This is a genomic window from Pseudomonas sp. BO3-4, assembly GCF_034044115.1.
Lineage (GTDB): Bacteria > Pseudomonadota > Gammaproteobacteria > Pseudomonadales > Pseudomonadaceae > Aquipseudomonas > Aquipseudomonas alloputida.
The window spans coordinates 6058111-6077792 of record NZ_CP139018.1; the positions used below are offsets into that span (position 1 = coordinate 6058111).

20 protein-coding genes and 1 other RNA gene are annotated in these 19682 nt (G+C 63.0%); 9 read left to right on the forward strand and 12 right to left on the reverse strand.

What is annotated here, in order from left to right; genetic code table 11:
- Nucleotides 1-165 precede the first annotated feature (165 nt).
- Genes REH59_RS27640 through REH59_RS27660 form a run of 5 tightly spaced genes read right to left on the reverse strand, consistent with a single transcriptional unit; the run spans nt 166 to nt 4978 of the window.
- Nucleotides 166-1383, reverse strand: coding sequence for a 2-octaprenyl-3-methyl-6-methoxy-1,4-benzoquinol hydroxylase (locus REH59_RS27640; RefSeq protein ID WP_162996151.1), 1218 nt, complete (start codon nt 1381-1383; stop codon nt 166-168).
- Nucleotides 1384-1392: 9 nt separating this feature from the next.
- Entirely contained in the window at nt 1393-1875 is a 483-nt protein-coding gene (locus tag REH59_RS27645) for a DUF4442 domain-containing protein (protein WP_003253696.1), read from the reverse strand.
- Nucleotides 1872-3071: a 2-octaprenyl-6-methoxyphenyl hydroxylase gene (ubiH, locus tag REH59_RS27650; RefSeq protein WP_003253694.1), complete on the reverse strand. Its 1200-nt coding sequence runs from the start codon at nt 3069-3071 to the stop codon at nt 1872-1874. Before ubiH ends, REH59_RS27645 begins: the two co-directional genes overlap by 4 nt.
- Nucleotides 3068-4402 carry a Xaa-Pro aminopeptidase gene (gene pepP, locus REH59_RS27655; RefSeq protein WP_003253692.1) on the reverse strand — a complete coding sequence of 445 codons (1335 nt, stop codon included), beginning with the start codon at nt 4400-4402 and terminating at the stop codon, nt 3068-3070. Before pepP ends, ubiH begins: the two co-directional genes overlap by 4 nt.
- Before the next feature lie 21 nt (nt 4403-4423).
- Nucleotides 4424-4978 (reverse strand): YecA family protein, encoded by a 555-nt coding sequence (locus REH59_RS27660; protein WP_014861353.1) that lies wholly within the window; start codon nt 4976-4978, stop codon nt 4424-4426.
- A 181-nt stretch (nt 4979-5159) separates the two neighbouring features.
- On the opposite strand from REH59_RS27660, the gene REH59_RS27665 reads away from it, so the two are divergent.
- The 4 genes from REH59_RS27665 to REH59_RS27680 all read left to right on the forward strand — a co-directional run bounded on the left by REH59_RS27665 (nt 5160) and on the right by REH59_RS27680 (nt 6590).
- The gene (locus REH59_RS27665) at nt 5160-5342 is read left to right on the forward strand and encodes a TIGR02449 family protein (protein ID WP_029886233.1); all 183 of its coding nucleotides are present in this window, start codon (nt 5160-5162) and stop codon (nt 5340-5342) included.
- Nucleotides 5339-5659: a cell division protein ZapA gene (locus REH59_RS27670; protein ID WP_003253687.1), complete on the forward strand. Its 321-nt coding sequence runs from the start codon at nt 5339-5341 to the stop codon at nt 5657-5659. Before REH59_RS27665 ends, REH59_RS27670 begins: the two co-directional genes overlap by 4 nt.
- Before the next feature lie 17 nt (nt 5660-5676).
- A non-coding RNA gene (gene ssrS, locus REH59_RS27675) (6S RNA) lies at nt 5677-5856 on the forward strand.
- A 125-nt stretch (nt 5857-5981) separates the two neighbouring features.
- Nucleotides 5982-6590: a 5-formyltetrahydrofolate cyclo-ligase gene (locus REH59_RS27680; RefSeq protein WP_003253685.1), complete on the forward strand. Its 609-nt coding sequence runs from the start codon at nt 5982-5984 to the stop codon at nt 6588-6590.
- A 19-nt stretch (nt 6591-6609) separates the two neighbouring features.
- Here REH59_RS27680 and REH59_RS27685 read toward each other — a convergent pair whose 3' ends face one another.
- Nucleotides 6610-6762, reverse strand: a complete 153-nt coding sequence (locus REH59_RS27685) for a hypothetical protein (protein ID WP_003253683.1) — start codon at nt 6760-6762, stop codon at nt 6610-6612.
- Between the two features lie 178 nt (nt 6763-6940).
- Between REH59_RS27685 and REH59_RS27690 the strand changes: the two genes are divergently transcribed.
- The 4 genes from REH59_RS27690 (at nt 6941) to REH59_RS27705 (ending at nt 12276) form a co-directional block, all read left to right on the forward strand.
- Nucleotides 6941-7390 (forward strand): EVE domain-containing protein, encoded by a 450-nt coding sequence (locus REH59_RS27690; RefSeq protein ID WP_014861351.1) that lies wholly within the window; start codon nt 6941-6943, stop codon nt 7388-7390.
- A gap of 95 nt (nt 7391-7485) precedes the next feature.
- On the forward strand, nt 7486-8445 hold the full coding sequence (locus REH59_RS27695; RefSeq protein ID WP_003253678.1) for an HlyD family secretion protein: 960 nt from the start codon (nt 7486-7488) through the stop codon (nt 8443-8445).
- Nucleotides 8442-11162, forward strand: coding sequence for a ribosome-associated ATPase/putative transporter RbbA (gene rbbA / locus REH59_RS27700; protein WP_014754796.1), 2721 nt, complete (start codon nt 8442-8444; stop codon nt 11160-11162). Before REH59_RS27695 ends, rbbA begins: the two co-directional genes overlap by 4 nt.
- 1 nt (nt 11163) lies before the next feature.
- Nucleotides 11164-12276 carry an ABC transporter permease gene (locus tag REH59_RS27705; protein ID WP_003253673.1) on the forward strand — a complete coding sequence of 371 codons (1113 nt, stop codon included), beginning with the start codon at nt 11164-11166 and terminating at the stop codon, nt 12274-12276.
- A gap of 180 nt (nt 12277-12456) precedes the next feature.
- On the opposite strand, the gene REH59_RS27710 is transcribed toward REH59_RS27705, so the two are convergent.
- Together REH59_RS27710 and REH59_RS27715 are read right to left on the reverse strand one after the other, a co-directional pair.
- Entirely contained in the window at nt 12457-12891 is a 435-nt protein-coding gene (locus REH59_RS27710) for a type II toxin-antitoxin system PemK/MazF family toxin (protein ID WP_167551137.1), read from the reverse strand.
- Between the two features lie 163 nt (nt 12892-13054).
- On the reverse strand, nt 13055-13459 hold the full coding sequence (locus REH59_RS27715; protein WP_003253671.1) for a flagellar basal body-associated protein FliL: 405 nt from the start codon (nt 13457-13459) through the stop codon (nt 13055-13057).
- A gap of 157 nt (nt 13460-13616) precedes the next feature.
- Between REH59_RS27715 and REH59_RS27720 the strand changes: the two genes are divergently transcribed.
- Entirely contained in the window at nt 13617-14594 is a 978-nt protein-coding gene (locus REH59_RS27720) for an NADPH:quinone oxidoreductase family protein (protein ID WP_014861350.1), read from the forward strand.
- Between the two features lie 165 nt (nt 14595-14759).
- Here REH59_RS27720 and REH59_RS27725 read toward each other — a convergent pair whose 3' ends face one another.
- The 4 genes from REH59_RS27725 to rho all read right to left on the reverse strand — a co-directional run bounded on the left by REH59_RS27725 (nt 14760) and on the right by rho (nt 19558).
- Nucleotides 14760-15410, reverse strand: coding sequence for a gamma-glutamylcyclotransferase (locus REH59_RS27725; protein WP_012054059.1), 651 nt, complete (start codon nt 15408-15410; stop codon nt 14760-14762).
- Between the two features lie 246 nt (nt 15411-15656).
- Nucleotides 15657-16625: a CDP-6-deoxy-delta-3,4-glucoseen reductase gene (locus REH59_RS27730; protein WP_003253665.1), complete on the reverse strand. Its 969-nt coding sequence runs from the start codon at nt 16623-16625 to the stop codon at nt 15657-15659.
- Entirely contained in the window at nt 16625-18091 is a 1467-nt protein-coding gene (gene ubiD, locus REH59_RS27735; RefSeq protein WP_003253663.1) for a 4-hydroxy-3-polyprenylbenzoate decarboxylase, read from the reverse strand. Before ubiD ends, REH59_RS27730 begins: the two co-directional genes overlap by 1 nt.
- Before the next feature lie 207 nt (nt 18092-18298).
- Complete coding sequence (gene rho, locus REH59_RS27740) at nt 18299-19558, reverse strand: transcription termination factor Rho (RefSeq protein WP_003253661.1); 1260 nt, start codon at nt 19556-19558, stop codon at nt 18299-18301.
- Nucleotides 19559-19682: the final 124 nt, after the last annotated feature.

A 19682-nucleotide genomic window follows, 5' to 3' on the forward strand; every position in this document is an offset into this window, starting at 1 on the left:
AAGCACTCCTCGATCGTATGAGAGGTGCGAATGGTAGTGAATCCCATTTTCTGGCTCACCTACCTAGGCGTTACCGGATGTTGCAAAGGACTGCCACAGGTGATTGCGCCACGCTGTGGGAGCGGCCTTGTGTCGCGAAAGGGCCGCAAAGCGGCCCCGCCACTCTCAAGCCTTGGCCAGATCAGGCAGGTCACCACTCAAACCCAACGCCTGGCGCACAAACAGCGCCTTGGCCTCCGGCATCTGCTCCACCAGTTTCAACCCGCTGTTGCGCAACCAGCGCAACGGCAGCGGATCGGCCTGGAACAACCTCTCGAAGCCCTCCATCGCCGCCATCAACGCCAGGTTGTGTGGCATGCGCCGGCGCTCGTAACGGCTCAACACCTTCACATCGGCCAGTCTCTCGCCGCGCTCGCAAGCATTGACCAGCACCTCGGCCAGCACCGCCGCGTCGAGGAAGCCGAGGTTCACACCCTGCCCGGCCAGCGGGTGGATGGTGTGCGCGGCATCGCCAATCAATGCCAGGCCTTCACCCACATAGCGCTTGGCGTGGCGCTGACGCAGCGGCACGCATACCCTTGGGTCGGCCTGCAACACGTCGCCCAGGCGGCCCTCGAAGGCACGCCCGAGGGCTTGCAGGAAGGCCGCTTCATCCATCGCCATCAGCTGCTCGGCATGCTCCGGAGTGGTCGACCATACGATTGAGCACCAGTCTTGCTGGCCATCGCGGCTCAAGGGCAAAAAGGCCAATGGCCCTTCGTCAGTGAAGCGCTGCCAGGCCGTGGCCTGGTGCCCGGCGCTGCAACGCACGCTGGTGACAATGGCATGGTGCAGGTAGTCCCATTCGCGGGTTTCGCAGCCGGCCAGACGCCGCACCGCCGAATTGGCACCGTCGGCGGCGATCACCAACGGTGCACGCAGTTGCCGGCCATCGGCCAACGTCAGCAGCCACTCATCGCCAGAGCGGCGTAATTGCTCCAGCCGCGCATTGGCCAGCAGGCCGATGTCGCTGTCGTGCAGGCGCTCCAGCAGGCCGTCCTGCACCACCCGGTTCTCGACGATATGGCCGAGCACCTGGGCATGCACACTGGCCGCCGAGAAGTGAATCTGACCGGTGCCGCTGCCATCCCACACATGCATGTCGGAATACGGCGTGGCGCGCCGCTGGGCAATGCCATCCCAGGCGCCAAGGCGCTCGAGGATGCGCTGGCTGGCCGCCGATAGCGCGCTGACACGCGGCTCGAACGGGGCCTGGGCATCGAAGGGTACGACCGTCAGCGGGCCACCGTCGAGCAACAAAATTTGCAGGCCACTGTGGCGCAACGCCAAGGCCAGGGCGCTGCCGACCATACCGGCACCCACAATCAACAGATCTGCGCGCATGTCCATGCCTTACGCCAGCCTCGCTTGCGGCTTGAGCCGCACGTATAGGGTTTTATCGACCCGCGCCACCAACTCGCCGGCGCCATCGCGGATATCGACCTGCAAACGCGGCAGGCATTTCTTGCCGGTGGCGGCCTGCTGGCGGATTTCCTGCAGCAGCGCATCATCGACGTGGAATTCGGCATACACCGGGCCTTTGCCCGGCGAGATGAAATCGATGCTGGCGGCCTTGTCCCAGACGATGTAGTCACGCCCCAGCTGCTCGATCAACAGCAGCATGTAGAACGGATCGACCATGGCATACAGGCTGCCACCGAACTGGGTACCGACGTAATTGCGGTTCCAGCGAGTCAGTTTCATCGCCACCTTGACGCTACGCAGGTCCGGGCTGATGTGCTGCACACGGATACCGGCACCCAGGTATGGTGGGTAGAGGTTCAGCATCCAGCGCAGCATGCGCGCCCGACGCGCCAGTTTACGCGGGTTGCTCATGCCTGGCCCCGCGGATCAGGGCGGGTGCCCAGGCCCATGGCCTGGCGGGCGAACCAGCTTTTTGCCGGTGGCAGCAGGTCGAGCCCAAGCAGGCCAAGGTTGCGCCCGGCAGCCAGCAACGGCTGATTGCTGCCAAACAGGCGGGTGACCTGGTCAGAGAAGCCGATGGTCATCGCCTGGTCCAGGCGCTGGCGCTGGTGATAGGCCTGCAGCGTGGTCAGGTCGCCAGGCTGCTGTGGCCCCGCCAGCAGCGCCTCGGCCAGGGACTGCACGTCACGCAACGACAGATTGAAACCCTGGCCCGCGATGGGGTGCAGGCTGTGTGCTGCGTTGCCCAGCACCACCAGGTGCGGCCGCACCTGCTCCTGGGCCTCGATCAAGGACAGCGGGTAGAGGTGCCGTGCGCCTACCTGGCGCAGCGCGCCCAAGCGGTAGCCGAACACCCCCTGCAGTTCGCGCAGGAAGCTGCGCTCGTCGATGTCGGCCAAGCGCCGCGCATCCATGCCCTGGCGGGTCCACACCAGTGCGCAGCGGTTTTCCGGCAACGGCAGCAAGGCCATGGGGCCCTCTTCGGTGAAGCGCTCGAAAGCCTGGCCGCCGTGGGCCTCACCCGGGGTAATGTTGGCGATCAACGCGCTCTGCTGGTAAGGCGTGTGGCGTACATGGATACCCAACTGCTCGCGCAGGCCAGAGCGGCCACCATCGGCCAGTACCGCCAGGTCACATTCCAGCTGGGTGTCGTCGTTCAGCCGCAGGCGGTAACCGCGTTCGATGGCCTGCATCGAGGTCACTTCGGCCGGGCAGCGCCAGCTCACCACCTCGCTGTCCAGCCCTTGCCACAAGCACTGGCCGAGCCAGGCGTTTTCCACCACGTAACCCAGCGCCGGTACGCCCTCTTCCAGGGCATCCAGGCGGGTGGCGCCAAAGCGACCACGGTCGGACACGTGAATCTGGCGAATAGGCTCGGCGCGGCGGCCGATGACCTGCCACAGGCCCAGTTGCTGATAAATCTGCTGGGTGCCGAAGGACAATGCCGACGAGCGCGCATCGTAGCTGGGCTGGTAGCTGTCGCCGGGGGCGAACGGCTCGATCAGCAGGATCTTCCAGCCGCGCGCCTTGGCGCCGGCCTGCAGGGCCAACGCCAGGCTTGCGCCAACCAGGCCACCGCCGATAATCGCCAGGTTTACCCGGCTCATGCCACGGCCTTGCGGGCAGCCTGCATCAGCGCCTCGATCTCGGCGACGGTACGCGGCACGCCCGAAGTCAGGATTTCACAACCTTGCCTGGTCACTACCACGTCGTCCTCGATCCTTACCCCAATGCCGCGCCACTTTTTGGCCACGGCCTGATTGTCGGCGCCAATGTAGATACCCGGCTCCACGGTCAGCGCCATGCCGGGTTCCAGCACCCGCCACTCGCCGCCCACCTTGTACTCGCCCACGTCATGCACATCCATGCCCAGCCAGTGCCCGGCGCGGTGCATGTAGAAGGCGCGATAGGCTTCGCTGTCGATCAGCGCCTGCACATCACCTTCGAGCAAGCCCAGCTCCACCAGGCCCGCGGTGATGACCCGCACGGTCGCCTCATGGGCGTGGTTCCAGTGCTTGCCGGGGGCTATTTCGGCAAACGCCGCCGCCTGAGCCTTGAGCACCAGCTCGTAGATGGCCTTCTGCTCGGGCGAAAACCGCCCACTGACCGGGAAGGTGCGGGTGATGTCGCTGGCATAGCAGTCGATTTCGCAGCCGGCGTCGATCAGCACCAGGTCGCCATCCTTGAGCGGCGCATCGTTCTGTTGATAGTGCAGGATGCAGCCATTGCGCCCGGCCGCAACGATCGAGCCGTAGGCCGGCATCTTCGCCCCGCCCTTGCGGAATTCGTAGTCCAGCTCGGCTTCCAGGCTGTACTCGTGCAGCCCGGCGCGGCAGGCCTGCATGGCCCGCACATGGGCACGCGCAGAAATGTCTGCAGCAGCACGCATCACCTTCACTTCCGCCGCCGATTTATACAGGCGCATATCATGCAGCAGATGATCCAGCGCAACGAACTCGTTCGGTGGCTGGGCGCCCAGGCGTGCCTTGGAGCGGATCACGTTGATCCAGTCCATCAGCCGGCGGTCGAACTCCGGGTTGCTGCCCATGGCGCTGTAGACCCGCTCGCGGCCTTCGATCAGGCCAGGCAGGATCTCGTCGATATCCGTGATGGGGAAGGCATCGTCAGCGCCGAAATCGCGCACCGCCCCTTCCTGGCCGGCCCGCAGGCCGTCCCACAGCTCGCGCTCGGGGTTGCGTTCACGGCAGAACAGCACGTACTCGCCATGCTCGCGCCCTGGAATCAAAGCAATCACCGCCTCGGGCTCCGGGAAGCCGCTGAGGTACTGGAAGTCGCTGTCCTGGCGGTACACGTGCTCGACGTCGCGGTTGCGGATGGCAACCGCGGCGGCGGGCAGAATGGCGATGCTGTTGGGGACCATCTGCGCCATCAGCGCCTTGCGCCGACGGGCATACTCGGCCTTGGGAATGTGGCTCATGGGCAGACTACCCCTGGTTGATCAGTGCAGCGAGGGCTTGGGTGCGGGTGCGGCCGGCTTGGCCAGCTCGGAGAACAGCAGCAGGGGCGCCACACGCAGGTATTCCATGACTTCCATGTAGTCGCTCTCGCCGTCTTCGGACTCTTCGAGCGCTTCCTGGACCTGCGAAATGGCCACCAGGTCCTGCAGCACTTCCTTGGCCTCATCGGACAAGTCCTTACCGCCAGCGTTCAGGCCGAAACCGGTCACGAAGCCTTGGCACCACTGGCCCAGCGCGGTGGCGCGGTCGCTCAGTGGAGCATCATCGGAAGGCAGCAGCAGGACGATCGCCATGTCGTCGCTGGTCAGCTCGCCCTTGACCATTTCCTGCAAGCCGACCAAGGCGTTGCGGACACTGTCACCAGGCTCGATTTCCAGCAGTTGGGCGGCATCGGCCAACCAGGCATCGGCATCGAAGCCGGCGCCGGCGCAGCTGCGGCCAATCAGCAGGCCGTGCAGTTCGGCCGGGGTGACAGGATGGCCATTGCTCGAGAGCAGCATGGCGAAAGCGTTGTAGGGCGATTGAGTATTGGGCATGGGCAGCTAGGCGCCAGACGGCGCAATGTCTAGAATGAAGACCTTGTATCCTAGCACCGGCAGGCGCGCCAAGACCATCGGCACTGGCCGTTGCCGCCCAGGGAGAGGCATCATCGCCAGGTGACTCAACGACGGAGCGAATCGAGTGCAACCCACGCAAGAGAACGACCTGCAGGCACTGATGAGCCGATTCGAGTTGCTGATCGAACGCGTCGAGCAACTAAAACGGCAAAATGCACTCCTAGTAGCTCAGGAAAAATCCTGGCGCGAAGAGCGCGCCCACCTCATCGAAAAGAACGAGATCGCCAAGCGCAAAGTCGAGTCGATGATTTTACGCCTCAAGGCTCTGGAGCAAGACTCATGAGTTCAAGCAATAGCGTCACCGTGCAGATCCTCGACAAGGAATACTCGATCATCTGCCCGCCGGAAGAGCGCAACAACCTGGTCAGCGCTGCGCGCTACCTGGACGGCAAGATGCGCGAGATCCGCAGCAGCGGCAAGGTGATCGGTGCCGACCGCATCGCGGTGATGGCGGCGTTGAACATTACCCACGAAATGCTGCACCGCCAGGAAGACCGCAACGATGCGCCGGTCAGCGGCACAAACCGCGAACAGGTGCGCGACCTGCTGGATCGGGTAGATAAGGCTTTGTCCGACGACACGGATACCAAAATCGGCTGAGATTGGTATACTGGCGCCACTCCCTGGGGGATGCGCCAGTCGGTTATGTCCCTGAGCCGATACGCACAACCACGGGGGTTGCACGCTGGGGCCGGTGTGCATGTCCGCCCGACGGAAAGCCTTAACGCCCCCTGCAATCTCCACCTTGAACTTTCGGGTTCAAGGGCTACACCGATAGCGGTCTTATCGGGGAGCCTGAATTTTCTTGCCCGCCCCCCAAGGCGGGCAATTCGTTTTGGCCGACTTTATTCAAGCTTTGTACGACGATTCACCGCGCAGGCACTGTTCGTACCAAGCCAGCACATCTGGGATTGCCCGTGCCATGACCGAAAACGTGCCGCTCACCCGCCCCCAGCTTCGTCGCCTGCTTCGCAATGCCCGCCGCGCCCTTACCCCTGCCCAGCAACGCCAGGCCACCCTCGGCCTGTACCGCCAACTGGCGCAACACCCCTTGTTCCGCCGCGCCCGCCACATCGCCCTGTACCTGCCCAACGACGGTGAAATCGACCCTCGCCTGCTGATGCGCGAAGCCCAGCGTCGCGGCAAGTGCACCTACCTGCCGGTGCTGCACGCCTGGCCGCGCACGCGCATGGTGTTCCAGCGTTTTGAGCAGGGTGAGAAGCTCAAGCCCAACCGCTTCCGTATTCCAGAGCCGATCATCGATCGCAAACGCCAGCGGCCGATCTGGGCGCTGGATCTGATTCTGCTACCGCTGGTCGGTTTTGACGAAGTGGGCGGCCGCTTGGGTATGGGCGGTGGCTTCTATGATCGCAGCCTGGCCTACCAGGCGCGTCGGCAAACCTGGAAAAAACCGTTGCTGCTGGGGCTGGCGCATGAATGCCAGAAGGTCGAGCGGCTGGCGCAGGCCAGTTGGGATGTACCGCTGAAGGGCACGGTCTCGGACCGTGGCTGGTACCTGGCGCCACGTTGAGCGGCGCCAGCGGGGGGTATCAACGTTGTGGCTGGCTGGCGTCGACCGGCATCTGATAGGCGTTGTCCAGCTTGCGCTCCCAGAACCCTTGCGCATAACCGGTAGTGACCACACCCAGGCCAAAAATGAACACCAGGATCCACAGCAGATCCGGCTTTTTACGTTGATTCATCGAAGATTGCCCCCCAGGCAAACTGTTCAGTACTCGGCGATATTCTGAGTACCGCCGGCGCACGCGCTTTAAACGGGGCGCATTTTCCGACAACATGCGTCCGCACGCAAACCTTGACGCCAACCGGCTGTCGGTTTCGTGCAACAGGTTATTTCAAACCTTTTCAGGAGCAGCATCCATGGCTTACTGGCTGATGAAATCCGAGCCCGACGAGCTCTCCATCGAAGCCCTCGCACGCTTGGGCGAAGCGCGCTGGGACGGCGTGCGCAACTATCAGGCGCGTAATTTTCTGCGGGCCATGAGCGTGGGTGACGAATTCTTCTTCTACCACTCCAGCTGCCCGCAACCCGGCATCGCCGGCATTGCCAAAATCACCCGCACGGCCTACCCGGACCCGACCGCGCTGGACCCGGAAAGCCATTATCACGATGCCAAGGCCACGATCGACAAGAACCCGTGGAGCGCGGTGGATGTGGCCCACGTACAAACCTTTCCAAGGGTGCTGGAACTGGGGTGGCTGAAACAGCAGGCCGGTCTGGTCGAGTTGCCCCTGGTGCAAAAAGGCAGCCGCCTGTCGGTCATGCCGGTAACGCCCGAGCAATGGGCGGTGATTGTCGCGTTGCGCTGAATGCGCAGCTAAGGTCAAGGGCTTGACCGATATCAACACGCCACACATGGCCGCCAGGCATGATGGACTGTGCATGACCGCAAGGATGCAGAACGATGAACCGATACGCCCCTAGAATCTTCGCCACTGCACTGATCGCACTGCTCGCTGCAGCCGGCGGGCTGGGGTACTGGAAGTCGCTTCACGACCAGTTGCCCGAAGGCCTGAGCATGGGCAACGGCCGCCTTGAAGCCACCGAAGTGCAGATCGCCAGCAAGATCCCCGGTCGCCTGGCCGAAGTACTGGTCGATGAAGGCGACAACGTGACCCGTGGCCAGCTACTGGCACGCATCGACACACGCACCATGGAAGCCCAGCGCAGCCAGGCCGAAGCCGAAGTGCTGCGCGCCCGGGAAAACTACGCCGCCGCCCAGGCCACCGTGCAACTGCGCCAGAGTGAACTGCTGTTGGCCAGCCAGGAGCTCAAGCGCGTGCGCGAAATCTTCCAGCGCAAGTTCGCCAGCCAGCAGTTGCTCGACCAACAGCAGGCGCGCTTTGACACGGCCAATGCAGCAGTAGTCGCTGCCCGCGCCCAACTGGCAGCGATCAAGGCCGCCATTGGCGCCGCCGAAGCCCAAGTGGCGCAGCTCACCAGTGAAATCGACGACAGCAGCCTGCGTGCGCCCATCAACGGCATCATCCAGCTGCGCCTGGCCGAACCCGGTGAAGTGCTGGGTGCCGGCGGCCGTGTGCTGATGCTGATCGACCCCAGCGACCAGTACATGAACCTGTACCTCCCGGCCTCTACCAGCGGCCGGCTGACTGTAGGCGACCAGGCGCGCATCGTGCTCGACGCCCTGCCCGAGCGCGCGCTGCCGGCCAAGGTGGCCTTTGTCGCAGCCAAGGCCCAGTTCACCCCCAAACAGGTGGAAACCCGCGACGAACGGCAAAAGCTGGTGTTCCGGGTCAAACTGCGCCTGAGCGACCCAGGCGCCGTGCCGCAAGCCAAACCAGGCATGCCAGGCGCCGGCTATGTACGCACGGCTGAGGTGGACTGGCCGGCCAACCTGCAATGAACGCCCCGGCACTGCTGGCCGAAGGCATCAGCCACCGTTACGGCGACGTGATAGCCCTCCACCCACTAGGCTTCAGCCTCCCTGTGGGTACCCGCTGCGCGCTGATAGGCCCTGACGGGGCGGGCAAATCGACCCTGCTGGGGCTGATCGCCGGCGTGAAACGCCTACAGCAGGGAGAGCTGCAGGTGCTGGGTGGCTCGATCCGCCAACGCCGCCATCGCACGGCGCTCTACCCCAAAGTGGCGTTCATGCCGCAAGGGCTGGGCAACAACCTGTACCCGGAACTGTCGATCAGCGAGAACATCCGTTTTTTTGCCACCCTGTTCGGGCTGGGCCGCCGTGAGTGTGAACAGCGCATGGCCAATCTGTTGCAGGCCACCGACCTGCAGCGCTTTGCCCAGCGCCCGGCCGGCAAGCTGTCGGGGGGCATGAAGCAGAAGCTGGGCCTTTGCTGCGCGCTGATCCACGAGCCAGACCTGCTTATCCTGGACGAGCCGACCACCGGCGTCGACCCACTGTCGCGGCGGCGCTTCTGGGAGCTGGTTGAACAGGTTCGCGCACAACGCCCGCAACTGACCTTGCTGGTGGCTACCGCCTACATGGAAGAAGCCGAACAGTTCGAGCATTGCCTGATGCTCGATGGCGGCCGGCTGCTGGCCGCCGGCCCTAGCCACGAACTGGCTGCAGTCACCCCGAGCGGCAAACTGGATGATGCCTTTACCCACTACCAGGGCGCGGGCAAGGCGCAGCATCAACCACTGGCAATCCCGCCGCGCCAAGCCACGGACGGCCCGGTCGCCATCGAGGCACACGACCTGACCCTGCGCTTTGGCGACTTCACAGCGGTGAACAAGGTCAGTTTCGCCATTGGCCGCGGGGAGATCTTCGGCTTCCTGGGTTCCAACGGTTGCGGCAAGACCACCACCATGAAAGTGCTCACCGGCCTGATGCCGGCCAGCGAGGGCAGCGCCAGCCTGCTGGGGCGCCCGGTGGACGCCAGCGACCTGGCCACACGCAAGCGGGTCGGCTTCATGTCGCAGAGTTTCTCTCTGTATGGCGAGCTCAGCACCCGGCAGAACCTGGCCCTGCATGCCCGCCTGTTCGACTTGCCCAAAGCCGAGAGCGCCCAGCGCATCGATGAGCTGATCGAGCGCTTCGACCTCGCCGCTATCGCCGACCAACCGTCTGGCGCCCTGCCCCTTGGTTTGCGCCAGCGCCTGTCGCTGGCAGTGGCGGTTCTGCATCGCCCGGAAGTCTTGATCCTCGACGAACCGACCTCCGGCGTCGACCCGGCCGCCCGCGACGACTTCTGGCGCCTGCTGGTAGAACTGTCCCGCGAGCAGGGCGTGACCATTTTCCTCTCCACCCACTTCATGAATGAAGCCCAGCGCTGCGATCGTATTTCGCTGATGCACGCCGGGCGGGTGCTGGCCTGCGACACGCCCGATGCCCTGCAGCACCAGTACCAGGGCGACACGCTGGAAGACGCGTTCGTCCGCTGCCTGGAACAGGCCCAGGAACTGGCGCCAGCCGCCACCGACAGCAGCGTGCTGGAACAGGCGTCCACCCCCACCCTACCGCTGCGCCAGGGTTTCAGCCTGCGTCGCCTGCTCGCAGTGGCCGGCCGTGAGGGCAAGGAGCTGCTGCGCGACAAGGTGCGCCTGGCCTTCGCCTTACTGGGTGCACTGTTCATGATGGTGATCTTCGGCTACGGCATTTCACTGGATGTGGAAAACCTCGCCTTCGCCGTGCACGATCAGGACCAGAGCCCGCAAAGTCGTGCCTACCTCGAAGCCTTCCGTGGCTCACGCTACTTCGCCGAACAGGCGCCGATCCGCGACAGCAGCGAGCTGCACCAGCGCCTGCAACGCTCGGAAATCAAACTGGCACTGGAAATTCCGCCCGGCTTTGGTCGCGACCTGTACGCAGGACGCCAGCCGGTGGTGGCTGCCTGGCTCGACGGTGGCATGCCGTTCCGCGCCGAAACCAGCCGCAACTACGTGGAAGCCGTGCACCAGGCCAACCTGGAGCAACTGGCAAAGGCCAGCCCACAACCGCAGCCACGCCAGGACCCGGTGCGCCTGGAAACGCGTTTCCGCTACAACCAGGATGTGGTCAGCGTGAACGCCATCGGCCCGGGCGTGATGGCACTGATACTGGCCTTCATTCCGGCCATGCTCACGGCACTGGGCATCGTGCGCGAGAAGGAGCTCGGCTCCATCACCAACTTCTACGCCACACCCCTCACCCGCCTGGAATTCCTGCTTGGCAAGCAGATGCCCTACCTGGCTGTGAGCCTGGTCAACCTGGCGCTGCTGGTGGCGATGAACCGCTGGCTGTTCGCCGTACCGCTCAAGGGCAGCGTACTGGCTTTGGCATGTGGCGGCGTGGCCTACCTGCTGGCAACCACCAGCCTGGGCCTGCTGATTTCGGCATTCACCCGCACCCAGATCGCCGCCATTCTCGGCACCATGATCATTACCAGCCTGCCGACCATCCAGTTTTCCGGGCTGATCGTGCCACGCTCGTCGCTGGACGGCGCGGCAGCGGTGATGGGCCAGTTGTTCCCGGCGGGCTACTTCCTCGACATCGCAGTCGGCACCTTCACCAAGGCGTTAGGCCTGCGCGAGTTGTGGCCGCAGTGCCTGATCCTGCTGAGCTTCTTTGCCGCGTTCACCGGCCTGAGCCTGGCAATGCTGAAAAAGCAGGAGGCCTGACATGTCGCGCCTGAACCACACCCTGCGCCTGGGCCTGAAAGAACTGACCAGCCTGCGCCATGACAGCGTCCTGCTGCTGTTCCTGCTATATGCCTTCAGCGTGGCGATCTACATGCCGGCAGCCGGCTCGGTGATCGGTGTACACAACGCCAGCGTGGCGGTGGTGGATGAAGACCATAGCCTGCTCTCGCGCAAGCTCAGCGAAGCCCTGCAACCGCCCGAGTTCCAGCCAGCCGTGCCGCTGCCTCCGCAGCGCCTGGACCAGGCCATGGACAGCGGCCAGTACACCTTCGTCATCAACATACCGGTGAACTTTCAGAGCGACCTGCTGGCCGGGCGCTCGCCGGAGCTGCAGATCAACGTCGATGCTACAGCCATGAGCCAAGCGTTCATGGGCGCCGGCTACATCGGCCGCATCTTCGAGCGCGAACTGCTCGACTACAGCCAGCGTGGTAACGAGCAAAGCCCGGTGCTGATCAACCCCAAGGCGCTGTTCAACCCCAACCTGGAGGGGGGCTGGTTTCTGGCCGTGATCCAGATCGTCAACAACATCACCATCCTGGCGATCATCCTCACTGGCACCGCGCTGCTGCGCGAGCGTGAGCATGGTACCCTCGACCACCTGCTGGTGCTGCCGTTGACCGCGCTGGAGATCATGCTGGCCAAGATCGGCAGCAACGCGCTGGTGGTGGTGATCTGCACCTGGATTTCGTTGGTGGTAGTCGTCAAAGGTGCACTGGGCGTGCCGCTGTCTGGCTCGATGGGGCTGTTCCTGGCCGTGACCGCGCTGTACCTGTTCGCCAGTACATCACTGGGCATTTTCCTCGCCACCCTGGCGCGCTCGACGCCGCAGTTCGGCCTGCTGGCGATCCCGGTGATCATCCCGATGCTGTTGCTGTCCGGCGGCAGCACACCTCTGGACAGCATGCCGCAGTGGCTGCAGTGGGTGATGCAAGGGTCACCCTCAACGCACTTTGTCAGCCTGAGTGCCGCAATCCTGTTCAGGGATGCCGGGTGGGCGGTGGTATGGCCGGATATCCTGGCGCTGACGCTGATCGGCCTGGTGTTCTTCAGCGTGGCGCTGGCACGGTTTCGTCGGAGCCTGGCGTCTTGAAGGCATGCGCGAGCGTCCGCCGAAAATTGGAAAACTGGCACAAAGACAAAGGGCGCCTTTCGGCGCCCTACTCACAGACAGGTCGACTTGTCATCGCCATATACCTGCCCGGCTCTGTAATTGCTGGTCGAACCAGGATCCTCAGAGTCTTACAAGCCCCTTGCGGGAACAGGCTGATTATCACGCATCGAGCGTAACATTGACAACAGACCGCTCTGTTGCTGGATATGTGAAACCCAGCGTAAAGCCAACTGCAGCCCTCACGGCGGCGAAATGCTCTGGCCGCATTGTAAAGGTCATGTATTCCCGACCACTTCCTTGCCGCGATTTGACCAGACATCTGTCCAATCTGGAGGTAGCCACCGTGTAGATCATGTCGCACTTGGCCCAGCATGTCAGGGCCGAACCAGGCAGATAACTCGGCAGCACAACGTGATGCCCTGCCATGTGATCCGGTGCCGTGGTACTCAACGGGACTATCGTCACTAACTGGCGATTTTGACTGTGCTTGTGAAGAACGACCACGGGACGCACCTTGATCATTTCAGGCACTTGAAAGCCTGAAAAGTCGCACATCAGTACAGTCGCCTCTTTCGGCTGGTACTTCAAAGCCATTGCCAACACTCTCGAGCAACTGAAGACAAGGCACAATCTAGCTTGGCCATGGCCCCAAAAACTGAAAACTGGCGGGCTTACAGGAAAGACAGAAGGGTCCTACACACGGGGTAAGCCTGAATTCAATCCGACTTACCAGTGATGGACCTCACCCTGTTTCAGGTCACTGCACGATCAGGTTGTTGAATAGCAAGTCTTCAACGATCGGCTTGCCCTCTTCCGCCTCCAGCACCTGCTGCACCTGTTTCAGCGCCTCTTGGCGAAGGTGCTCCTTGGCCTCGACGTTGCTCATGCTGTCCACCGTCTGCTGGGTGAACAGTGCCACCAGCTGGTTACGGATCAGCGGTTCGTGGTGCTTTACCGTCTTGGCCGCTTCGTCGCCCGTCACGCGCAGGGCCACGTCAGCCTTGTACACGCGCAGCCGCGGGCTGCCGTCGAGCGCATAGTTGCCAACGAAGGGCGGGCTCAGACTGATGTAGGCGACCTTGGGCACCCCTTCCTTGGCTTCCTCGGCCATGGCCGCAGCCGGCAGCAGCAGCGCCAGCACCATCAAGATCCACGCTTTCACGAATTCGCTCCTCAATACAGTTGGCGCCAGCTTACCCAGCACACCGCTCAAACCCAAGCCCGGGCTTATGCCGGCCCATCAGGGCGGGCCATGCTCGTTGACCTGCCAAGCGGCCCTCCTACACTTATCGGCCACTACCCGCAAAGGAATAGCCCCGATGAAAGCTGTGTTGTGCAAAATCCTGGGTCCGGCGCGCAACCTGGTGCTGGAAGAGGTGGCCAGCCCACTGCCGAAGAAGAACGAGATCCTGCTGGACGTGCAGGCTGCCGGGGTCAACTTCCCCGACACCTTGATCATCGAAGGCAAGTACCAGTTCCAGCCACCGCTGCCGTTCTCTCCAGGTGGCGAGGCAGCAGGCGTGGTGGCCGCCGTTGGCGAAAAGGCCGGCGCGTTCAAGGTCGGCGACCGGGTCATGGCGCTCACCGGCTGGGGTGCGTTCGCCGAGCAAGTGGCGGTGCCGTTCTATAACGTTCTGCCGATCCCGGCGAGCATGGACTTCACCACCGCTGCGGCCTTCGGCATGACCTACGGCACCTCGATGCACGCCCTGCGCCAGCGTGGCCAGTTGCAAGCCGGCGAGACCCTGCTGGTACTGGGCGCTTCCGGCGGGGTGGGCCTGGCGGCGGTGGAGATCGGCAAGGCCATGGGCGCGCGGGTGATCGCGGCGGCCAGCAGTGCCGAGAAACTGGCCGTGGCCAAGGCTGCCGGGGCGGATGAGCTGATCGACTACAGCCAGGCCAACCTGCGCGAAGAAATCAAACGCCTGACCGGTGGCCAGGGCGTGGACGTGATCTATGACCCGGTCGGTGGCGAGCTGTTCGAACAAGCGGTGCGCGGGTTGGCCTGGAATGGCAGGCTGCTGGTGGTGGGTTTTGCCAGTGGCAGCATTCCACAGCTGGCGGCCAACCTGGTGCTGCTCAAGGGCGCGGCGGTACTGGGCGTGTTCTGGGGGGCATTTGCCCAGCGCCAGCCGGAGGACAACGCGGCCAACTTTCACCAGCTGTTTGCCTGGCATGCCGAGGGCAAGTTGAAGCCGCTGGTGTCGCAGACTTATCCACTGGAAGAAGCCGGGGCTGCTATCGAGAAGCTGTGGCAACGGCAGGCGGTGGGTAAGTTGGTGGTGCTGGCCAGGTAAGGCAGTACCGGCCTCTGCGCGGTCGCCTGTAGGCGCGGGTTTACCCGCGAAAGGGCCGGGCCTGCCGGCCAATTCCACCCGCCGTTCACCGTTGTCGGCACCACCGTATTCGCGGGTAAACCCGCGCCTACAGGGATTACCCGCGAAGAGGCCGGAACAGGTTGCTCACACTTCGCGCAGATTGTGGCAACGCCTGAATCGCGCTTCCAGGTTGCGATCGGGCATCTGGTGACTGCGCAGTGCATTCAAGGTCTGCTCGACATAGTCACGCGTGGTGCCATAACGCCCCTTGGCACTGGCCAGGATCTGGCTGAGCAAGGTATCCGGCAAGTTACCGGCATAGCACGGCAGATGCCGCTCCAGTACAAAGCCCAAGGCCTGCACCTTGCTACCATCGCCCAGGCGGCAGTTGAGCCAGTGCGGCCGGTATGCCGGATAGGGCATCTCGCGTTGCCACAGGGCCATCAGTGAGTCGTCCAGGTTGCGTTCATCCAGCCGGTAGGCAAAGCCGCTGCAGGAGCCACCGCGGTCCAGGCCAAACACCAGCCCGGGCGTTTCCGGGGTACCGCGATGTTCATGCGACCACAGGTACAAGCCACGGTGATAACCATGTACCCGCGCGCGCTGGCGCTCCACCGAATTGCACTCCGGGCGCCAGATCAACGAACCATAGGCAAACAGCCACACCGGCCCACCCTGATGCCTGGACATGGTTGTTTTCATGGAGCTGAACAACTGTTCGCGAGTATGTTGCTGACCAAAATCAAGTGCCGGAGGGTATGAAACTTCCCAAGACATACTTTCAAGTGCCGACATAAGCTGCCGCCATTATTCCTGTGAACTACGGATGTAGCGAGCTTCGATTACGCTGCGGCCCCAGGCCGCTTTACCAAGGGCGCTTGCAGTAACCATAGGCCAGAATTGCAGGAATACTCAAGCCCTTGAGCACGTGTTTCATACACGGCTCCGACGACTGGGAAGTACTGTTTCAGCAGCGGTGAAAGTTATTGGCCAAGGCGGTAACAATTACCGCCTTATACCGACACTTTCAAACTTCGGTTATTAACCGCGCGGCGCGTAGGCGAACACATCGGCACGCATGCGGTGCGCATCCATACCGGCTTCGACCAAGGCGTCGAGCGTGGCGTAGATCATGTTCGGTGAGCCGCTGGCATACACATGCACGCTATTGAGGTCGGCAATGTCGTCGCAGACCGCTTCATGCAGCATGCCGCAGCGGCCTTCCCAGCCACACAGGTCGCTGACCACTTGATGCAGGAACAGATTAGGCAGACGCTGCCATTCGTCCCAGTGCTCGATCTGATAGAAATCCTCGGGCCGGCGCACCCCCCAGTACAGGTGTACCGGGTGCTTGAAGCCCTGAGCCCGGCAGTGCTCGACCAGGCTGTGCATCTGGCCCATGCCAGTGCCGGCGGCAATCAGCACCAGCGGCCCGTCGGGCAGCTCGGCCAGGTGGGTGTCGCCAAACGGCATTTCAATGCGCGCCAGGCCATCTCGCCTCAGCTGGTCGATCAGTTGCACCGCACTGGGCTCACGCGCCAGCACATGCAGCTCCAGTTCACGCCCGGCATGTGGCGCGGACGCCAGCGAAAAAGCTGCCTGCTTGCCGCCCTCACGTTCGATCATCAGGTATTGCCCCGCGTGATAACGCAGAGGTTTACCGGCAGGCGCACGCAGGCGCACCCGCCAGACGTCGCCGCCGACGTCGACGCACTCACTGACGCTGCACGCCAGCTTGCGCACTGGCAGCTCGCCCAAGGCAAGCACACCGTCCCAGAGCAACACGCAGTCCTCCAGCGGTTCGGCAATGCAGGTGAACAACTCGCCATGGTCGCGGACTTCGCCATCCTGGCGAACCCGTCCTTCAACCAACAACGCGGCGCAAACATGGCAATTGCCATTGCGGCAGCTGTTTGGGCAGTCATAGCCCAGCCGCCGTGCTCCATCCAGGATCCGTTCCCCGGGTTCAAGCGCCAGCACCGCCCCGGACGGCTGCAACGTTACCTGCATCAATCTATTCCCAACTGATCCCACAGCTCATCGATACGGCGGGTGACGGCCTCATCCTTGACGATGACCCGGCCCCATTCGCGTGTAGTCTCGCCCGGCCACTTGTGAGTAGCGTCCAGGCCCATCTTCGAACCCAGCCCCGACACCGGTGACGCAAAGTCCAGGTAGTCGATCGGGGTGTTGTCAATCATTACCGTATCACGCTTGGGGTCCATGCGCGTGGTAATGGCCCAGATCACATCGTTCCAGTCACGAGCGTTGATATCGTCATCGGTGACAATAACGAACTTGGTGTACATGAACTGTCGCAGGAACGACCACACACCCAGCATTACGCGCTTGGCGTGGCCTGGGTACTGTTTCTTCATGGTCACCACCGCCATCCGGTACGAGCAGCCTTCCGGCGGCAGGTAGAAGTCGGTGATTTCCGGGAACTGCTTCTGCAGGATCGGCACGAACACTTCGTTCAGCGCCACGCCGAGAATGGCCGGCTCATCTGGCGGCCGGCCGGTGTAGGTGCTGTGGTAGATCGGTTTTTGCCGGTGGGTGATGCGCTCAACGGTGAACACCGGGAAACTGTCCACTTCGTTGTAGTAGCCCGTGTGATCGCCGTAAGGGCCTTCCGGGGCCATTTCGCCTGGGTGGATCACCCCTTCCAGAATGATCTCGGCGGTTGCCGGTACCTGCAGGTTGCTGCCACGGCACTTGACCAGCTCGGTGCGATTGCCTCGCAGCAGGCCGGCGAAGGCGTACTCGGAAAGGGTGTCCGGGACCGGGGTCACCGCGCCGAGAATGGTCGCTGGGTCAGCGCCCAGGGCCACGGCGACCGGAAACGGCTGGCCGGGGTTCTTCTCGCACCACTCTCGGTAGTCGAGGGCGCCGCCACGGTGGCTGAGCCAGCGCATGATCACCTTGTTGCGGCCGATCACCTGCTGGCGGTAGATGCCCAGGTTCTGGCGGTCCTTGTTCGGGCCACGGGTCACGGTGAGGCCCCAGGTAATCAGCGGCGCCACGTCGCCAGGCCAGCAGTGCTGAATCGGCAGCGTGCCAAGGTCGACATCGTCACCCTCGACCACCACTTCCTGGCACACCGCGTCCTTGACCACTTTTGGCGCCATCGACACGACCTTCTTGAAGATCGGCAGCTTCGACCAGGCGTCCTTCAGGCCCTTGGGCGGTTCGGGCTCCTTGAGGAAGGCCAGCAGCTTGCCGATTTCCCGCAGTTCGCTGACCGACTCGGCGCCCATGCCCATGGCCACCCGCTCCGGAGTACCGAACAGGTTGCCCAGCACTGGGATGTCGAAGCCGGTGGGCTTTTCGAACAACAATGCCGGGCCCTTGGCGCGCAGGGTGCGGTCGCAGACCTCGGTCATTTCCAGGACGGGGGAGATCGGTACCTGGATGCGCTTGAGCTCGCCGCGCTGTTCCAGGCCACGGATGAAGTCGCGCAAGTCGCGATACTGCATGCAGGAGCCTCGTGTTGGCCGTATCGGTCGGGGTGCAGAGTGTAGCGCCGTTCGGGCCTTGTTTGGGGGTGAAAATGCATTGGGGCCGCTTTGCACCCCTTCGCGGGCAAGCCCGCTCCTACAAGGGCCGCAATGACCTGTGTAGGAGCGGGCTTGCCCGCGAAGGGCCGCAAGGCGGCCCCAATCAATCCAGCCTGAAACGCTCGCTTACTTGCGCTTCATCGACAGGAAGAACTCATCGTTGGTCTTGGTCTGCTTGAGCTTGTCGACCAGGAACTCGATGGCAGCGATTTCGTCCATCGGGTGCAGCAGCTTGCGCAGAATCCACATACGCTGCAGCTCGTCGTCAGCGGTCAGCAACTCTTCGCGGCGGGTGCCGGAGCGGTTGATGTTGATGGCCGGGAACACTCGCTTCTCGGCGATGCGGCGGTCCAGCGGCAGCTCCATGTTGCCGGTACCCTTGAACTCTTCGTAGATCACTTCGTCCATCTTCGAGCCGGTTTCAACCAGCGCAGTGGCGATAATGGTCAGCGAACCGCCTTCCTCGATGTTACGCGCAGCACCGAAGAAGCGCTTGGGCTTCTCGAGGGCGTGGGCGTCGACACCACCGGTCAGCACCTTGCCGGAGCTCGGGATCACGGTGTTGTAGGCACGCGCCAGTCGAGTGATCGAGTCCAGCAGGATAACCACATCTTTCTTGTGCTCGACCAGGCGCTTGGCCTTCTCGATCACCATCTCGGCAACCTGCACGTGGCGGGTTGGCGGCTCGTCGAAGGTGGAAGCAACGACTTCGCCACGCACGGTGCGCTGCATTTCGGTCACTTCTTCCGGGCGCTCGTCGATCAGCAGGACGATCAGGTGGCACTCAGGGTTGTTACGGGTGATGTTGGCCGCAATGTTCTGCAGCATGATCGTCTTACCGGCTTTCGGCGGGGCAACGATCAGGCCGCGCTGGCCTTTGCCGATCGGGGCGCACAGGTCGATGACGCGACCGGTCAAGTCCTCGGTGGAGCCGTTACCGGCCTCCATCTTCAGGCGCTTGTTCGGGAACAGCGGCGTCAGGTTTTCGAACAGGATCTTGTTCTTCGCGTTTTCCGGGCGGTCGAAGTTGATGGTATCGACCTTCAGCAGGGCGAAGTAACGCTCCCCTTCCTTCGGTGGGCGGATCTTGCCGACGATGGTGTCGCCGGTACGCAGGTTGAAACGGCGGATCTGGCTGGGCGAGACATAGATATCGTCTGGGCCGGCCAGGTAGGACGCATCAGCCGAACGCAGGAAACCGAAACCATCCTGGAGAATCTCCAGCACGCCGTCACCCGAGATCTCTTCGCCGCTTTTCGCATGCTTCTTCAGCAGGGCGAAAATCACGTCCTGTTTGCGCGAACGGGCCATGTTTTCGATGCCCATCTGTTCGGCCATTTCCAAAAGATCGGTAATCGGCTTTTGCTTGAGTTCAGTCAGGTTCATAAGGGGAATGACGTAATCATGTAAGAAGGGAGAATTAAGCTTCTGGCTTAATGAGGCCGCGCCGCTGGATGGCGACAGGATCGCGTACTGATTCGAATTAGGGATGCTTCGGCGACGGCATGTA

Coding starts and splice junctions, on each gene's coding strand:
- REH59_RS27640 (WP_162996151.1), bottom strand. CDS start 1,383: ATGCGCGCAGATCTGTTGATTGTGGGTGCCGGTATGGTCGGCAGCGCC.
- REH59_RS27645 (WP_003253696.1), bottom strand. CDS start 1,875: ATGAGCAACCCGCGTAAACTGGCGCGTCGGGCGCGCATGCTGCGCTGG.
- ubiH (WP_003253694.1), bottom strand. CDS start 3,071: ATGAGCCGGGTAAACCTGGCGATTATCGGCGGTGGCCTGGTTGGCGCA.
- pepP (WP_003253692.1), bottom strand. CDS start 4,402: ATGAGCCACATTCCCAAGGCCGAGTATGCCCGTCGGCGCAAGGCGCTG.
- REH59_RS27660 (WP_014861353.1), bottom strand. CDS start 4,978: ATGCCCAATACTCAATCGCCCTACAACGCTTTCGCCATGCTGCTCTCG.
- REH59_RS27665 (WP_029886233.1), top strand. CDS start 5,160: ATGAGCCGATTCGAGTTGCTGATCGAACGCGTCGAGCAACTAAAACGG.
- REH59_RS27670 (WP_003253687.1), top strand. CDS start 5,339: ATGAGTTCAAGCAATAGCGTCACCGTGCAGATCCTCGACAAGGAATAC.
- REH59_RS27680 (WP_003253685.1), top strand. CDS start 5,982: ATGACCGAAAACGTGCCGCTCACCCGCCCCCAGCTTCGTCGCCTGCTT.
- REH59_RS27685 (WP_003253683.1), bottom strand. CDS start 6,762: ATGAATCAACGTAAAAAGCCGGATCTGCTGTGGATCCTGGTGTTCATT.
- REH59_RS27690 (WP_014861351.1), top strand. CDS start 6,941: ATGGCTTACTGGCTGATGAAATCCGAGCCCGACGAGCTCTCCATCGAA.
- REH59_RS27695 (WP_003253678.1), top strand. CDS start 7,486: ATGAACCGATACGCCCCTAGAATCTTCGCCACTGCACTGATCGCACTG.
- rbbA (WP_014754796.1), top strand. CDS start 8,442: ATGAACGCCCCGGCACTGCTGGCCGAAGGCATCAGCCACCGTTACGGC.
- REH59_RS27705 (WP_003253673.1), top strand. CDS start 11,164: ATGTCGCGCCTGAACCACACCCTGCGCCTGGGCCTGAAAGAACTGACC.
- REH59_RS27710 (WP_167551137.1), bottom strand. CDS start 12,891: ATGGCTTTGAAGTACCAGCCGAAAGAGGCGACTGTACTGATGTGCGAC.
- REH59_RS27720 (WP_014861350.1), top strand. CDS start 13,617: ATGAAAGCTGTGTTGTGCAAAATCCTGGGTCCGGCGCGCAACCTGGTG.
- REH59_RS27725 (WP_012054059.1), bottom strand. CDS start 15,410: ATGTCGGCACTTGAAAGTATGTCTTGGGAAGTTTCATACCCTCCGGCA.
- REH59_RS27730 (WP_003253665.1), bottom strand. CDS start 16,625: ATGCAGGTAACGTTGCAGCCGTCCGGGGCGGTGCTGGCGCTTGAACCC.
- ubiD (WP_003253663.1), bottom strand. CDS start 18,091: ATGCAGTATCGCGACTTGCGCGACTTCATCCGTGGCCTGGAACAGCGC.
- rho (WP_003253661.1), bottom strand. CDS start 19,558: ATGAACCTGACTGAACTCAAGCAAAAGCCGATTACCGATCTTTTGGAA.